Below are 16,025 nucleotides of genomic sequence, written 5' to 3'. Positions count from 1 at the left end.
AAGGGGTTTTTACCTTAATGCGCTTATTTCCAGCTTTCAAACTTATAGGTCCAGAACCTTTCCGTGCCTAAGCGTTCCTGAACCTCTTTGTCGGTATGCTGCTTGTTCCCGAAGATTTCGGAGCTGTTGAATTGGGAGCGGTGAGCCCGAATGGAAGCCATCTTGTTCCTCGTATAATCCCGCACGTCAAACGAGATATCCGGCTTGCCGATAAACTGCTCGTGATTTCTGGAGAACGCTACGCAATAAACAGGCGGACGATCCTCCTCCGGCAGTCTTCCCACCGTCCGGACAACGGCTTCCCCGGTCGCGTCATGGTCCGGGTGAACGCTGTAGCCCGGATAAAACGTGAAGATAACGTCAGGCTTCACTTCTTCGATAAGAGCATGAATATGTTCATCAAGGAACACTTTGTCCTCGAACTCAATCGTTTTGTCATGGAAGCCAAGCATTCTCAGATCCTGGATTCCAATCGCCGCGCAGGACTCTTCAAGCTCGCCCCGGCGGATCTGCGGCAGCGTTATCCGGCTTGCGAACGGCGGAAAGCCCATGTTACGTGCCATCTCCCCAAGGGTCAGGCAGGCGTAAGTAACCTGCGCTCCTTGATCGATCAACTGCGATAGCGTGCCCGACATCGTAAATGCTTCATCGTCCGGATGCGGTAGAACAACTAATATACGTTCCATGTATTTTACTCTCCTTTCTAAAAGCTTTCTTGACCTTACTTCGCAAGCATTGCTTGCTTTGTCAAGAAAGCTACTTCGTAAGCGTGGGCTAAGCTTTCTTGACCTTACTTCGCAAGCATTGCTTGCTTTGTCAAGAAAGCTACTTCGTAAGCGTGGGCTAAGCTTTCTTGACGTTACTTCCTAAGCATTGCTTGCTTTGTCAAGAAAGCTGCTTCGTAAGCGTGGGCTAAGCTTTCTTGACGTTACTTCGCAAGCGTTGCTTGCTTTGTCAAGAAAGCTACTTCGTAAGCATCTGGTAACTTAAAAAGGCTCCCGGCTGAGCTGCAAAGCGACAACCAGCTTGCCCTGCTGGTCATGGCCGGCAAGGATAAGCCGTTCGGCTTCGCTCTCTTCATAATGGGTCAAGCCTTCCGAATAGACCCAGCCCTGCTGCATTTTGAGTCCGACACGGAAAGGACCGTTCCCGGATATCAAACCATGCGAATATTGAATAACGGCATTCGATATAAATGTAGCGGCCGGATGCTTGGAAGCATCGTTATGAGCCGCGTATGCTCCTGTCGTCATCTCAAGATGAACATAGACATCTTGATCTTTCAAGCTCTCCAGTCGTCGTTGAACCTCGGCCGGATGGATCGGTTGCATCATCTTGGATTCTCCTTTAACCATAAAATGAATAATGAATTGAGAAGATTGTATAGTAAGTTTATCGGAATAGCAAGAATAAGATTACTGCTCCGATACCTTTTTTTCATACAGGTTAAAATCGCCGATCGGATTGGATGCGGTACCTTTGAATTCATAGCCGCAAGCGCTGCGGTAGAAGTCGTTCAGCTTCGGATTATTGGCGATGCAGTCCAGCCTGATCCGGTCTTTACCCGGGAAATGAATGCCCGAGCTTGACCAATGAACGATAGCCTCGCCGAGATTAGTCCCCGCGGCTGCGCGATTAATATTAAGACGATGCAGATAGACCGAGCTCTCATGGCCTTCCTCGCCCCACAGCTCGCGATCCCAAGGGCTCGCCTGCTGCATGAGCATAACCATCCCCATAAGCGTATCGTCCTGTACGAAAATATACACTTCGCCGCGTTTGATCGCTTCCGGCGTACGATGGGAGTCTTCGCCCTGCAGCAATCCGCTCCACTGCGTAGAGCCTCTGCTCTTCAGCCATTCCGCCGTCTGCACCAGCAGTCCCAACACGGCTGGCGTATTATCCCCTTCCGTCGCCTGGAATACTTTTATATGATTCTGAATAATCCCGATTGGTTCTGATTGCGTAAACATGGATGACTGCCCTCCTGCTAATAGCCCAAGATACCTCCAGTATACTCTCTTTGGCCAAACTTCTACAAATCTCAACCGCAGGTTGAGTCCGGCGAAAGTTCAATCTCCGCGTTATTGTCCGGCTGAAGCAACTTCAATAAAATGAAGAGTATCAAAAGGAGCGTGAGCAAAACGTGAAGGAGAAACTGGCGCGAAACATCGCGATTTACCGGAAGGAAAGAGGATTTACGCAAGAAGAGCTGGCGACCAGGCTAGGCATTTCGTTTCAGGCGGTATCCAAATGGGAGAACGCTGTGACAATGCCGGACCTCTCGCTACTGCCGGAGTTATGCCGCACGCTTGAAGTCAGCGTCGACAAGCTGCTTGGTTATGTCTCGCAGGATAAGCCGATTACGATTTATGAAGAAGAATACAAGACGGAAAATTATTATTGGGGAACGGAGCCTAACAGCGGCGTATACGAGGTGCTGAAGGTTATGCCGCCGAGCAGACGGCTGAAGCTTCTGGATATTGGCTGCGGGGAAGGCAGAGACGCGGTATTTTTCGCCCGGAACGGTTATGAGGTAACGGGAATTGACGTTTCGGATGCCGGCATTGAGAAAACAAGGCGGCTGGCCGAACACGCGGGCATCCAGGTTAACGCGGTTAAAGCGGATGTGCTGGATTTCCGCCTCGACACGCCTTACGACATTATCTATTCCAGCGGCGTGCTTCATTACATCAAGCCGGAGTTCCGCCAGGAGATCTTTGCGAATTACAAGCAGTTCACTAACCCTGGCGGAATCCATGTCCTGAACGTGTTCGTGCATAAACCGTTTATCGCCCCGCCGCCGGAAGATGAACCTCATGCCTACAAATGGCATTCGGGCGAGCTGCTCTCCCATTATCGTGACTGGCTGATTAAAGACAGCGCCGAGATCGTGTTCGACTGCAACTCCAGCGGCATCCCTCATCAGCATGCGATGAGTACGGTTATGGCGCAGAAAGTGTGACGGTTAACCACAAATCCCGCACCGGTCCGGGCGGGATTTTGTCCAGTTAATAGTATGGTATGCGCCCATTACGCTTCGTTCTTTTCTAATAAATATAAAGCTTCATCAAGCGGAACCACGTACTCTTCCCTGGCCTTCATGTCTTTCAACCGCACTTTGCCGGTTCGGGCCTCTTCCTCGCCAATAAGCAGCGCATAACGGATCGCTCTGCTTTCAAGCGAGGCTAGCGCCTTTTTCAGCTTTCTGCCCGCCGGCTCCATCCCGGTCTGAATACCACCCGAGCGCAAGACGGCAGCAGCCATTAAGGCATCACCGATTGTATCGCCAATCGATAAGACAACAACTTTTGGAGTTGGTGCAGGGATTGCCCGCTCCCGGATCATTTCCATGATGGACTCCATGCCAAAAGACAAGCCTACAGCCGGGTAAGTCATATCCTCGCTCCCGATCAGCTTGCCGATAATCGCGTCGTACCTTCCGCCGCTTCCGACACTGGATGCGTATAAGCCGCTGGCATCATAAATCTCATAGACGGTTCCCGTATAGAAAGACAATCCCCGCGATAAAAAAGGATCAAAACGGCAAATATCCGAAAGCTTCAGCTTATCGATTAGCGCCTGAAGAGCACGGACCTCGGCAGCTCCTTGCGATTCTTCTAGGTCATAACGATCCGCCAGAAGATCGAAAGACGGCTCACTCATGACGATTAGCTCTGCTATCTTATCAACAGCGGGTCCGGAAATTCCTTTCTCCCTCAATTCCTCTAGAACAGCGTCGCTGCCTATCTTCTCAACTTTGTCGAGCGTAAGCATCACGGACATGCTTTCTTCCGCAGGTACGCCAACTGCATCCAATATTTCGCTTAGAAACCCTCGGTTATTCCAGCGCAGCGTGACCGGGATATCGAGCCTTTTAAACACCTCAACCGCAATCAGCATCAGCTCCGCTTCTGCTTCCGGCCCCTCAACGCCTACCATATCCACATCGCATTGCAGAAACTCCCGCAGTCGGCCGCGCTTGACCGGACCATCGCGAAAAACCTTCCCGATCTCGTACCGTCTGTACGGAAGCTTGATTCCGGGATTCAAAGCCATTACCTTTGCGAAAGGGATGGTCAAATCGTATCGCAGCCCCAGCTTCCTTCCGCCTTGATCCGTGAACCGGTACATCTCCTTCAAAATCTCGTCGCCACCCGCATATTTGGAGGTCAATAAATCCAGTTCGTGAAGTACGGTAGACTCCATGCTCTCAAAGTCGTACAACTCGAAAACCTCCTGCAGCACGCTTCTTACCTTCTGGCGGACGGCTTGTTCCTTCCCGAAAAAATCGTAGGTTCCCTTTACGTTTTGCATAACTCCGCACTCTCCTTTATTTTGGGTAAAAACAAAAAACGCGCAGGACCTCTTGGTCCTGCGCGTTACGTATGCCGCAGGGAGGCCAACGCGAATGGCGTTAGCCCTCCCTGAATTTTTTATCAGGAGTGCTAACGCTGTTTGTAATGATAATGAAGTTGATTAAGCGCGAATGTCCACATATGCGTAACTCCTTCATTCAAACTCGATTAATAATCGTTGATTATAGCAGGGCTGATTCGAAGATGCAATCGCCGGTTATCCTTCGCGAAGGTAAGAAGGTATTCTTTCCCGGAACCGCCCTCATTTCGCCGTATTCACAAGATTGGGAAAGAAGTACCAAACCCTCGGTTACGGGATAAGCAGCAGGACCTTTGCGGAAACTAACGGCCTGAAGTCTGATTGACATACAAGATTACTTTAGTTCATAATAATTCGCATGCAAACTATTTATGGAGGAAAGTTGCAGTGGAAGAACAGCGAATTGTTGGCATTTTTCAAGCTTATCGCGAAATCAATCAAGTCTTTTTCCAGATCATGTCCAAGGCGGCGAGCAAGCATAACTTGACCGCTCTTCAGCTTTTGGTGCTTCGCATACTGCACGAAACCCCCGAAATCCGCATGTCCGAGCTCGCCGAGAAGCTGAATGTGGGCAACAGCACGATGAGCGGCATCGTGGACCGGATGGTAAAGGCAGGCATCTTGGAGCGCGAACGAACGGAAGCGGATCGCAGGGCGATGACGATGAAGCTGACGGAGAGAGGCAAGGAGCTCTGGCGCGAGACGGATGCGACGCGCATGAACATGATGCGTCCCCTGCTGTCGATGACCGAACATGATCACCGCGAACTAAGCCGGCTCCAGAAAGAAGTATTGCGTTTATTAAAACTATCCAAGGAGGAAGCTTAAGCCATGACAACTGTTGTGTCCAATAAATTGCGCAAAGGACCGATAATGGCATCCTTGCTCATCGCTGCGTTCGTGGCTCTGCTGAGCCAAACCGTGCTTAACGTCGCGTTGCCGAAAATGATGGCAGATCTTGACGTCGGCGAAAGCACGATCCAATGGCTGTCCAACGGCTACATGCTGGTGAACGGCGTGCTCGTCCCAATCAGCGCTTATCTGATCAATCGGTTTACGACCCGTAAGTTATTTCTGGTCGCGTCGTCCTTATTCGCGATCGGTACGATCGTATGTGCCCTGTCGGGCGACTTCAGCTCTTTGTTAGCCGGCCGTCTCGTACAGGCATGCGGCGCCGGCATTCTGATGCCGCTGATGACGATCGTCACCCTGACTATCTTCCCCGTCGAAGAGCGCGGCAAAGCGATGGGACTAATGGGCGTTGCGATGATTTTCGCACCGGCCGTCGGACCAACGCTCTCCGGCTGGGTCGTCGAGCACTACGATTGGCATGTACTGTTCTATATCGTATTACCGCTCGCGATTCTCGCCGTTGTATTCGGCGCCTTCTCGATGAAGGACGTCATCAAGACATCCCGGCCGAATCTGGACATTCTGAGCGTCGTGCTATCCACGCTTGGCTTCGGCGGCCTGTTGTACGGTTTCAGCGAAGCGGGGACGGAAGGCTGGAATTCCACCGAAGTCATCGTTTGCCTAGCCGTCGGCGCGATTTCGCTCATTCTGTTCATCGTCCGTTCGATAATGATGAAGGCTCCGTTGCTTGAGATGCGCGTCTTCAAGTATCCGATGTTCTCGCTTACCACGTTGATTAACGCCATTATTACAATGGCTATGTTCTCCGGCATGATTCTATTGCCGATCTTCCTGCAGAATATCCGCGGCTTTACGCCTCTGGAGTCAGGATTGCTGCTTCTCCCGGGCGCCATCCTGATGGGTATCATGTCGCCGATCACTGGCATGGTGTTCGACAAAATCGGCGCACGTTGGCTGGCCGTCCTCGGCCTTGCCATTACTGCCGTTACGACGTACGAATTCAGTCATTTAAAAATCGATTCGTCGTACAATCACATGATGCTCTTCTATACGCTGCGGATGTTCGGCATGTCCATGCTGATGATGCCTATCCAGACAGCAGGTCTCAACCAGCTGCCGCGCCGCCTGAATGCGCACGGCTCTGCCATGTCCCAAACGCTCCGGAACGTCTCCGGCGCCCTTGGCACCGCGATACTTGTCACCATCATGACTAACAAAGCCGCGTCGCATGCGAAGGAGCTGATCATCGCCGGCAGCATCAATCCGTCCGACAAAGCTAAAATGGGCGAAATCACCATACAATCGACGATTTACGGCATCAACCAATCGTTCGTCGTTGCGACATGGCTTACGATTGCCGCGCTCGTGCTCGCCTTCTTCATCCGTAAGGTAAGTCCTGCAGAGGATGCGGTGCAGGTGCCGGACAAAGCGGCGGAGGCGGTGCAGATACCGGATAAGGCGGAGAAGGAAGCGGCGCCTGCCGCGGAATTGGCTAACAACGAAAATCGCACGAACCGGCAAAGCGCAGACGGCGAATTCCGCAACGCCATACGCGGATTCCTTACGCCTGAACCGCCGAAGGACAAGAACAACGAACACTTTAACGATCAGGAATACCGGAAGGCGATTCTTCGGTTGAAAGGGAATCCCGCACAGGACCAGGAAGACCGTCAGGAAGAGATGAACGATAAGGCATACCGGGAGTCGCTCAAGAAGCTCAACAAACCGCAAAAAGAAAGCGAATGAGAAATCGCGTTTTTTTAGAGCCAAGAGAGGAGATTAAACGATGAAAATTTATATTGTTTACGATAGCGAAGCAGGCCACACGGAACAACTTGCCCGCTCCATTGCCAAAGGTGCCGAAAGCGTGGAAGGAGCAGAGGTCTTCATCAATCACGTCAAACAGGCGAGCGTCAAAGACCTCGCTCAGATGGATGCCATTATCTGGGGCTGTCCCGGGCACTTCGGCACGATCAGTTCCGGCATGAAAGAGTGGATCGACAAACTCGGCTATTTATGGGCCAACGGAACGCTGGTTGATAAAGTCGGCGCCGTTTTCTGCACGACTGCAACCATCCATGGCGGGATAGAAGCCACCTTACTTAACTTGATTACGCCGATGCTGCACCAAGGGATGATCATCGTCGGCTTGCCGGCCAATATTCCCGCAAATGCGCTGTACGGCAGTTATTACGGGGTAGGCGTCACATCGCCCGTTGAGGATACCCACGACCCGCTGAGCCAATCGCTCTTCTCGAAAGGGCTGGCGCTAGGCGAAGCTCTTGGAACACGCGTGGCTCATGCGGCGGGTACTTTTGCGGCGGGCAAGAAAACGCCGGGGACGACGGTTTAAGTTAGCAACGCAAGCGCGCTTAACGAGCTTGCTTGCGAGGCATTAGAACTGGACTTATGAAAAGCGCGGCCCTTTAAGGGGTCGCGCTTTTATTGAATCGACTTGATTTTCCGCCCGGGCGTTTTCTTAACTTGCTCAGCGCCATCCGACATATTGAATGGGCAATTGGAGATAATAGAAGTTAGAGTTTCGTACCGCTGGTCGGACCAAACCTTGAGAAATCGATATCCCGCCAGCCAAGCCGGTAGGCCGGAGATGTCGGCAGCAAGCGATAATCTCCCGCTGCTTCGTCTACAAAACCGGCAGGTGCCAGAATCGTCTGCGCATCAAGCTTCCCATCCGCAAGCGAGCGCCAGGATTCCCAAGCATACAGCTTGCCCCAGACCTTGCTCCCGCCAATGGCCGGAAACGGCAACTCCTCGCTTGTCACAAGCGGAGGCTCGCCGCTTCGCCAGTATAAATTGCAGTCAGCCGAGGCCAGCCGCTCATCGCTCCAATTCACATGGGCATACATATAACCGGAGTTCGATACGATATTTGATCGGATAACAATATCCCTATTGCTCTCGCCAACCATTTCCTGCGTGCCAAAGGCGCATTCCGATTCGTTATTTGCGATTAAGTTGTTGATAATCCGGTTACCGATTCCTTTCGAGAAAATAGCCATCCACAGCTTGCCTTCTCCCGTCTGGTACAAATGATCAATGAGATTATGGGTCACTTCCACATCGCTTGAAGCATCGTCCAGATAAATTCCGAATCCGAAGGAAAAATGGATGCCGCTATGATGAAGGCGGTTGCCATGAATCACATTGCCCCGGCCGATTCCCCAAGATTCAATGATGCCTCCGTCCTGGCTGTCGGTCATGACATTGGACAGGTCGTTATGGCGAATGACATTGCTGCGGGTGAACAAAAACGAAGCATGATTATCCCAGGTTACGGGCACTCCCCAAAGCTCCTCCGGCATCCGCTGGCAGCGAAGACCTTTCATCGATATCGCGTAACGGGGCATATTGGCTATCCGGTTATGGGCAATTTCGTTATCTCCGCTCTGATACAGCACAATGCCGCTGCCATGCCCAACAAGCTCGCCGCCATCCGTGATGATATTGTCAGCTATAAGATGTCCTTTATTCCGGTAAGCGGCCAAACTATCCCGAAAAGCCCCTTCTCCCGGCGCATAGCCGGAAGCATAAATGCCGGTATGGCCCATCCGCTCGATCCGGTTGCGAAGCAGCCGCACGCTTTCAACGCTGCGGTCGAGATAGACCCCGCATGTTCCGGAATTTTGAATAACGCAGTCCGAAATCTCGATTCCTTGGGCATCCCGCATGTATATGATGCCATTCCGGTTCTCATCAGGCTCCGCGTTATCCATGCCGGGTTCTTCCCGCATCATCCGAAAGTCCTCCGCAAAGTCCGTGCAGGTAAACGTGAGCCCGGAGAATGTAAGCCCGGACACCCGCTCCGCATCGCTATCCCCTTGGATATGCAGAATCCGGCCGGTAGCCGGAGCAACCACCCGCTCCTTCAGCGGCGATCCGCTTCGCGGCCGGTAATGCAGCACGCCCGCCGCTTCATCCAAATGGAACTGGCCTGGCTCCCGCAGAAAAGCAAGCGAGCCCTGCAAATAATAGCGGGAACCCTCTCCGATACCCCAGCAGCTAGGCCGTTTAAACAAAATCCTGCCCTCTTTCATGCCGGCCACCGGAATGGTCTCAGCGAACCAATTCGCTTCACCGCCTCCCGGCCATACATAAATCTGCAAGCCATCCGCATCGTTATACGGAATATCGGGGAACTCCCTTTCTTTATAGCCGATGCCGGCTCGTCCGTCTTCTTCGAGCGGGAGCGAGCGGTAATAACCGGAGGCAGGCATTCTTGCCTTCGAAATACGTCTGCCATCGGCATACAGGGTATGAAACCGTACGCCCTTCGGCACCTGCGTGATCCATACTCCATTCCCTACATCCTTCCATTCGGACAGGACCTTCCCGCCGATCAACTCCGCTGTCTGCCCCTCCGCATTTCGGTATATAACCGGACAGCGTTCCCCATCCGCATCACCGGGTCCGAAGCGGAGAGGTTCATCTAGCGTATAGGTTCCTTCTCCCACACTGCCATAGCTCCCGCTATACTGTAAACTGCACAAAATGCTAAAAAGCGTACGATATGCGGTTCACTGCTTTCTTAGGTGATTCCGGCCAAAATAACCCTTGCGCATCGGTTTGGCAGCGTTTACAACTATACATAGAGAGACTACATGGCGGATAAGGGGCGGATACTCATGAAAGCGTACGGCTACTTTACCTCGAAAAAATATTTCAAGCGCGTGTTGTTTTCCATCATGCTGACGATGGCGTTAATCCTTACCGGACTGTCCGCAGCCAATACGTACCTGCTCGAGCGATCCGTCAAGCATGTCCAGGAGGACGCCAACCTCAAGGTGCTGACCCAGACCCAATACAATCTCTCTTATATGAACGAAATTATCGTGCACCTGTCTACCTTCGCTTTTCGCGATAACGCCTTGATTCCGCTGATGTTCAGCAACAACCTGCCCAAAATGGACTATATCCGCGGCTATCAGCAAATGTACAACATGCTGGAAAGCTCCTCGTTCCTGCATTCGATGGCCGTCTATAACGCATCAACCCGGGAGCTGTACGGCTCGTCCAGCGACTTTCTCGTGGATGGCGGCACGACAAAAAGCAGCATCCTCGATTGGCTGCTCCATTCCTCGGAGGGCACTTTGCCGGCATCCCGGCTCATCCCGTTCAGCTTCCAGCATTCCAACCAGATTGATGCCTTTGCGTTTATCGTCACGGATACGTATGGTCCGTTTAGCCCAAGCCAATCCGCTATTATTTTGTTCATCAAACCCGACTGGGTATTTGACAGCTTAAGCAAGCTGAACGGCATAAGCAGCGGGAGCAGCGGCGAGATTATGATCCGAACCTCCGGCGGGCAGCTGTTCGACAGCGGTCATTCCGGGCAGACCCTGCCTCTCGATCAAGCAAGCATAGGCAAGCTGATACAGGCTCCTAAAGGGGAAAGCGGAGCGGCGAACGATTCCGGCTTTGTTATCGGCAATTCCGGCGGGCAAAAGGTAATGATCACGTACCTGCACGGCATCGGCGACTGGACGATTCTGTACATGCAGCCTTACAAGGAAATCATGAAGGCCGTCTCTGATATGCGGACCCGTAATTTCGCGCTGACCGGCGCTTTTATCCTGCTCTCCGTCGCAATCTCCGTATGGCTGAGCTACAAGCTGTACGGTCCAATCGAAGCCATGCTGAAACGGATTCTCCCGCATATGAGGAATACCGCTCCGGATTCGGGCAAGCGCAATGAATTGGATGCCATGGGCGATCTCTACGAGCAGCTCTCCGGACAGCTGCAGGAGATCAGCTCGGAGCAGATCGTGCGCAAATACTATATACGCAAGTTTTTGACCGATAACCGAAGCCTTTCGGAGCTGGATATGAGGCAGCTCATCAGGAAGCACGAGCTGCAGCTAGCGCCAAGCGGCCCGTATATGAATTGCACGCTCCGGTTCGACCGGTACGACGAGTATGACCGAAGGACATCATCCGCCATGAAAAAGCTGCACAGCTTTGCGGTTACGAATATTACGAAGGAAGTACTGTCGCGGACTTTCCGCTGCGAGATGATCGATATGCAGGAGGATCATTTCACCATCCTGCTGTCCGGCAAGGAGGAGCCGCTTGATCCGGTAGCCGTCAAACCCGCTATCGCCGATGTCCAGCAGATTCTGGAGCGTTATTACAACCTATCTTTGACCTGCGGAATCGGCGAGGCCGTTACCCAGCTGACCCAGCTGTCCGCAAGCTATTATCAGTCCTATCAGCTTAGTCAGTACAGTATTCTGATGGGCTACAAAGCGATAATAGAGGGGCAGAATATACGTACAAATCTCGAGAACAAGCAAAAGTCTCTGCCGGACGACGTGGAGAAAAAGCTGTCCGAAGCGATCAAGAAAGGCAAGCTGACCGAAGCCGGCAGCGAGCTGGAACGGGCTTTCGCCTTGCTGGCCGCGCTGCAGCTGGAGGATATGAGAAGAGCGATCGCCGATATGGCCTGGATGATCAAAAACGCGGCAGCCGAAATTACGAGCAACCGCATTACACAGTTGTCCGTCGATATCGAACGCATCCCGCTCCTGCCGCAGGATTACTACACGCTGGATGAGCTTCATCTTGCTTTCCTGTCCCTCTGCACCGCGATATGCGAGGAGGCGAAGCCTTCCAGCATGGAGCGCAACGAGATGATTATCGAGACCGTGAAGGAATTGATCTGGCAAAAATACAGCGACTACAACTTGAGCCAGCAGTCCATCGCTTCCACCGTCAAGTTAAGCTCCGCTTACGTCGGTAAGCTATTCAAAGACAGCTGTGGAATGACCATTACGGAATATCTCAACGACGTCCGTCTGCGCCGGGCACAGGAGCTGCTACTCAAGGAGGACAGCACCATCACCGAGATTATGGAGAAGGTCGGCTACGGCAACCAGAGCTATTTTTTCCGCTTATTCAAAAGCAAGTTCGGCACGACCCCCAAGGAATTCCGCATCAAAAAATCAATTTCCTAACCTTTAAACCGCCTGCCTCCTTCCAGGGAAACAGGCGGTTTTCTCATGCCGCAGGCTGTATAAAACAGTAATTCGCAATAAGTACAGCCCGCTTCTACAGTTATTCAAACATTGAACTCTATTCCGCCGGATTCGGGTCATGGCATGCTGGACTCATCAAAGATTGGAGGAGATGCACTTGCCTAACATCCCGCCTGCCGGTCTACCAAGCAGCCATGAGCAGTCAGCAGCCCCCGTTCCCGTTAAACGCAAAAGCTGGCTCGCCAAAGAGCTCTGGCATATCCGGCGTAACCGCGAGCTGATCCTGCTTGCCCTCCCGGGCGTCTTATTCAAACTGGTCATTGCCTATTTGCCTATGGTCGGGCTGATCCTGGCCTTCAAATACTTCCGGTATGACCAAGGCATATTCGGCAGCAAATGGGTCGGCTTCGACAACTTCGAATTTCTGTTTAAAGCGCAGGATGCCTTTCGCATTATCCGCAATACGCTGCTCTACAACTTTACGTACATTCTTCTCACGATGGCGGTCTCGCTGCTGATGGCGCTTCTGCTTAACGAGCTGACCAGCAAGCTGATCAAGGTGTACCAGACGACCTTATTCCTTCCTTATTTCATCTCCATGGTGCTGGTCGGCTATATCGGCAACGCTTTTCTCGATTTCCAGAACGGGTACTTGAACACGATTCTTGAGTTCTTCGGCCAGAAGGGTCATAACTGGTACCTCGAGACAACGCCTTGGATCTTTATTCTTCCGCTTGTTGCCCTATGGAAAGGAGTCGGCTTCTCGACGCTTGTTTACTTCGCCGGTATCACGGGAATCAGCACCGACTATTATGAAGCGGCCCGGCTGGACGGAGCTTCCCGCGTGCAGATGATGACCCGGATTACGCTGCCGCTTCTGAAGCCGCTTGTTATCATTTTGTTTATTTTAGGACTCGGCAATATTTTCAGAGGAGATTTCGGGCTTCATTACTTTGTTCCGAATAACGTCGGACCTAACTTCCCTACAACGGACATTATCGATACCTACGTCTACCGCGCCTTAACGAAGCTGGGAGATATTAACTCCGCCGCTGCAGTCGGATTCCTGCAATCCGTCGTTGGGCTTGTGACCGTCGTAACCGCTAACCTGATCGTCCGCCGCATTGACAAAGACAATGCGCTTTTCTGACCGAGGAGGCCTGCCAGCCCATGAAAATCAAATTCGCCGATATCGTCATTAACCTGTATTTCCTTATCGTTTGTCTGCTTATTGCCATGCCTTTTGTTCTCGTCATCTCCATTTCGTTCAGCTCCGAGAACAGCCTGCACGAGTTCGGCTATCAATTCCTGCCCAAGGAATGGAGCCTCGAGGCCTACCGGATTGTGTTCGAGAAACCCGAACCTTTGCTTAGAGGGTACGGAGTGACGATTGCGATCACCGTCATCGGCACCGTGCTGTCGCTCTTCATGACCGCCTTGATGGCTTATCCGATTTCGCGCAGCGACTTCCGCTATCAGCGGCCGCTCACGTTCTACGTCTTCTTCACGATGCTGTTCAACGGCGGACTTATTCCGTTCTATATCCTGATGACGCAATATCTGCATCTAAAAAACACGTTGGCCGCCCTGATCATTCCCGCCGTGATGAGCCCGTTCAACATCATGATTATGAAAGGCTTCCTCGACAAGATCTCGAGAGAAATCATCGAATCCGCGAAGGTAGACGGGGCAAAGGAGTACCGGATCTTCTTCATCATCATTTTGCCGCTCTCCACGCCCGCCTTGGCGACGCTTGGCTTGTTCATCGCTTTCGGGTATTGGAATGAATGGTTTAACGCCCTGCTCTTCATCGACAACGACAAATACGTACCGCTTCAGCTGCTGCTCGTCCGGATCTTATCGCAAGCGGAGTTTCTGGCAAACTCTCCGATGGCCGAGGTAGCCGATAAGCTCAAATTCGCTCAGTTCCCGACGCTGACCGTCCGGATGGCGATGGCTATCGTAGCCAGCGGGCCGATGCTGGTGATCTTCCCCTTTTTCCAGAAGTATTTCGTCAAAGGGTTAACGGTTGGTTCTTTGAAGGGTTGATGCGCCCATGCTTTCGAAGCAAGAGTTGCCACAAAAAGCGTGTGTCAATTCTTTTTAGGAGGTGATCCGCACTCTTTTGCGCGGCTTAAGCAGGTCTGCTTCACGACGTGTAGTAATAATAAAACAGGAACGATAATTGGAGGGTTTACGGTGAACAACAACAAAAAAAGATTGTTCGCAACGCTGCTGTCCGTCATCTTATTGTGTGGCATTCTCGCGGCCTGTTCCAGCAACAATAATGGCAATAACAATGCAACTCCAACACCTTCAGCGGAACCGTCAACCGCGGCCAGCGATACGCCTGCCGAGTCAACGGAGCCGGCTCTGGACCCTGTTAAGCTTACGTTCCTTTATCCGGTTGCGGCCGATCCCGGTCCGGACCAAAAGCTCGTGAACGACGAGATCAACAAATACTTGAAGGAAAAGATCAACGCCACCGTCGAGCTGAAGCCGCTCACCTTCGACGAATACGAGCCTAAGCTGAACGCCATGCTCGCGGCGAACGAGAACTTCGACATTGCCTGGAGCTCCAAGGGCTGGCTCGGTAACTATCAGCCTTATATCGACCGCGGCGCTTATCATGAGATTACGGATGATATGATTGCCAAGTATGCTCCCGAGGCACGCGCGAATATTCCGGATAAATTCTGGCCGGATATGCTTGCCGCAGACGGCAAGGTCTACGGCTTCCCGATCTATCAAGTGGCGGCGAAGCAGAAGAGCTTGATTATCCAGAAACGTTTTATCGACAAATACAACCTAGACGTCTCCAGCATTCATACCTACAGCGATATCGAGCCGTTCCTCCAAACCTTGAAGGAAAACGAACCTGACGTTGTGCCGCTTGGTCTAGCGCAAAACTCCAGAGGCATGTATATCGACAGAGCGGTTGCCGGCACGGACGGTTCCCCTGTTTACTATAAAAAAGACGATACGTCCTACACGCTGTCAACGTTCCTGAATACGGCAAACGACCGTCTTCCTTACTTCCAGAAGCTGCATGAATGGTATGAGAAAGGCTATATCAACCAGGATGCTCCCGTCCTCCAGAACATTAACGATCTGAAGGCAAAAGGCAGCGTTGCGGTATCGATCGAGTTCACTTCGAAGCCGGGCGGCGAGATTGGCGAAAAAGCGATCAACGGCGGCAACGATGTCGTCTATGTTCCGATCTCTGACAGCTATTTCACGGGTATCGCAAGCGCGATGCACGTCATCAACAAAAACTCGAAAAATCCGGAACGCGCCCTTATGCTCATCAACCTGCTGAATACGGATAAATACTTGTATAACCTCATTTGCAACGGGATTGAAGGCAAGCATTACAAAAAAGTCGATGACCAGTACATCGAGCCAATCGAAGGCTCCGGTTACGCGCCGAACGGCGACTGGGTATTCGGCAACCAGTTTAACGCTTATCTGAAGCCGGGGATGGCGGCCGATACATGGCAGAAGACCATCGAGCTGAACGACAACGCCGTCGTTCTGGCAAGCAGCGGTTTTACGGTGAACGAGGAGAATTTCAAAGCGGAGGTTGCGAACATCAACGCGGTGAAGAACGAATACGAAACCGCGCTGGAAACCGGCGCCGTTGATCCAAACAAAGTGCTGCCGGAATATATCTCGAAGCTGAAGGCATCCGGCGCAGAGAAGGTAGACGCGGAAGTGCAGAAGCAGTGGGATGCCTTCCTTACGCAAAAAGGCTTGAAATAA

General features: G+C 52.1%; 13 protein-coding genes. 8 read left to right on the top strand and 5 right to left on the bottom strand.

All coding sequences use genetic code 11. The features are described 5' to 3' along the window. Positions 1-23 precede the first annotated feature (23 nt). From bshB2 to WFJ73_RS29325, 3 genes are all read right to left on the bottom strand, one after another. Positions 24-686: a bacillithiol biosynthesis deacetylase BshB2 gene (gene bshB2, locus WFJ73_RS29335; RefSeq protein ID WP_336776440.1), complete on the bottom strand. Its 663-nt coding sequence runs from the start codon at positions 684-686 to the stop codon at positions 24-26. Between the two features lie 300 nt (positions 687-986). Continuing rightward, a complete protein-coding gene (locus tag WFJ73_RS29330) occupies positions 987-1,331 on the bottom strand; it encodes a YojF family protein (RefSeq protein ID WP_116394239.1) in 345 nt (114 codons plus the stop codon). Positions 1,332-1,415: 84 nt separating this feature from the next. Further along, positions 1,416-1,973, bottom strand: coding sequence for a GNAT family N-acetyltransferase (locus tag WFJ73_RS29325; RefSeq protein WP_336776439.1), 558 nt, complete (start codon positions 1,971-1,973; stop codon positions 1,416-1,418). A gap of 173 nt (positions 1,974-2,146) precedes the next feature. Between WFJ73_RS29325 and WFJ73_RS29320 the strand changes: the two genes are divergently transcribed. Continuing rightward, entirely contained in the window at positions 2,147-2,965 is an 819-nt protein-coding gene (locus WFJ73_RS29320; RefSeq protein WP_336776438.1) for a methyltransferase domain-containing protein, read from the top strand. Between the two features lie 68 nt (positions 2,966-3,033). Here WFJ73_RS29320 and WFJ73_RS29315 read toward each other — a convergent pair whose 3' ends face one another. Next, positions 3,034-4,317, bottom strand: coding sequence for a histidine--tRNA ligase (locus WFJ73_RS29315; RefSeq protein WP_336776437.1), 1,284 nt, complete (start codon positions 4,315-4,317; stop codon positions 3,034-3,036). A 468-nt stretch (positions 4,318-4,785) separates the two neighbouring features. On the opposite strand from WFJ73_RS29315, the gene WFJ73_RS29310 reads away from it, so the two are divergent. From WFJ73_RS29310 to WFJ73_RS29300, 3 genes are read left to right on the top strand one after another with little or no spacing between them, the layout of a single operon-like run. Continuing rightward, positions 4,786-5,226, top strand: coding sequence for a MarR family winged helix-turn-helix transcriptional regulator (locus WFJ73_RS29310; RefSeq protein ID WP_336776436.1), 441 nt, complete (start codon positions 4,786-4,788; stop codon positions 5,224-5,226). 3 nt (positions 5,227-5,229) lie between these two features. Continuing rightward, positions 5,230-7,017: a DHA2 family efflux MFS transporter permease subunit gene (locus WFJ73_RS29305; RefSeq protein ID WP_336776435.1), complete on the top strand. Its 1,788-nt coding sequence runs from the start codon at positions 5,230-5,232 to the stop codon at positions 7,015-7,017. Between the two features lie 40 nt (positions 7,018-7,057). Further along, a complete protein-coding gene (locus WFJ73_RS29300) occupies positions 7,058-7,624 on the top strand; it encodes an NAD(P)H-dependent oxidoreductase (protein ID WP_336776434.1) in 567 nt (188 codons plus the stop codon). A 181-nt stretch (positions 7,625-7,805) separates the two neighbouring features. Here the strand turns inward: WFJ73_RS29300 and WFJ73_RS29295 are convergent, their stop codons facing one another. Next, positions 7,806-9,743, bottom strand: coding sequence for a right-handed parallel beta-helix repeat-containing protein (locus WFJ73_RS29295; RefSeq protein ID WP_336776433.1), 1,938 nt, complete (start codon positions 9,741-9,743; stop codon positions 7,806-7,808). Positions 9,744-9,914: 171 nt separating this feature from the next. On the opposite strand from WFJ73_RS29295, the gene WFJ73_RS29290 reads away from it, so the two are divergent. From WFJ73_RS29290 to WFJ73_RS29275, 4 genes are all read left to right on the top strand, one after another. Then, complete coding sequence (locus WFJ73_RS29290; RefSeq protein WP_336776432.1) at positions 9,915-12,242, top strand: helix-turn-helix domain-containing protein; 2,328 nt, start codon at positions 9,915-9,917, stop codon at positions 12,240-12,242. A 178-nt stretch (positions 12,243-12,420) separates the two neighbouring features. Next, complete coding sequence (locus WFJ73_RS29285) at positions 12,421-13,413, top strand: ABC transporter permease (protein ID WP_336776431.1); 993 nt, start codon at positions 12,421-12,423, stop codon at positions 13,411-13,413. A 20-nt stretch (positions 13,414-13,433) separates the two neighbouring features. After that, the gene (locus WFJ73_RS29280; RefSeq protein WP_336776430.1) at positions 13,434-14,312 is read left to right on the top strand and encodes a carbohydrate ABC transporter permease; all 879 of its coding nucleotides are present in this window, start codon (positions 13,434-13,436) and stop codon (positions 14,310-14,312) included. A gap of 150 nt (positions 14,313-14,462) precedes the next feature. Continuing rightward, positions 14,463-16,025 carry an ABC transporter substrate-binding protein gene (locus WFJ73_RS29275; protein ID WP_336776429.1) on the top strand — a complete coding sequence of 521 codons (1,563 nt, stop codon included), beginning with the start codon at positions 14,463-14,465 and terminating at the stop codon, positions 16,023-16,025.

It is taken from the genome of Paenibacillus sp. MMO-58, from assembly GCF_037146255.1.
In the GTDB taxonomy this organism is placed as follows: domain Bacteria; phylum Bacillota; class Bacilli; order Paenibacillales; family Paenibacillaceae; genus Pristimantibacillus.
The sequence above is the reverse complement of the archived record's forward strand: the minus strand, read 5'-3'. Positions and strand labels throughout refer to the sequence as shown.

What these genes read in the sequence shown, in the direction of transcription:
- bshB2 (WP_336776440.1), bottom strand. Translation starts at nt 686, where the DNA reads ATGGAACGTATATTAGTTGTTCTACCGCATCCGGACGATGAAGCATTT.
- WFJ73_RS29330 (WP_116394239.1), bottom strand. Translation starts at nt 1,331, where the DNA reads ATGCAACCGATCCATCCGGCCGAGGTTCAACGACGACTGGAGAGCTTG.
- WFJ73_RS29325 (WP_336776439.1), bottom strand. Translation starts at nt 1,973, where the DNA reads ATGTTTACGCAATCAGAACCAATCGGGATTATTCAGAATCATATAAAA.
- WFJ73_RS29315 (WP_336776437.1), bottom strand. Translation starts at nt 4,317, where the DNA reads ATGCAAAACGTAAAGGGAACCTACGATTTTTTCGGGAAGGAACAAGCC.
- WFJ73_RS29305 (WP_336776435.1), top strand. Translation starts at nt 5,230, where the DNA reads ATGACAACTGTTGTGTCCAATAAATTGCGCAAAGGACCGATAATGGCA.
- WFJ73_RS29300 (WP_336776434.1), top strand. Translation starts at nt 7,058, where the DNA reads ATGAAAATTTATATTGTTTACGATAGCGAAGCAGGCCACACGGAACAA.
- WFJ73_RS29290 (WP_336776432.1), top strand. Translation starts at nt 9,915, where the DNA reads ATGAAAGCGTACGGCTACTTTACCTCGAAAAAATATTTCAAGCGCGTG.
- WFJ73_RS29280 (WP_336776430.1), top strand. Translation starts at nt 13,434, where the DNA reads ATGAAAATCAAATTCGCCGATATCGTCATTAACCTGTATTTCCTTATC.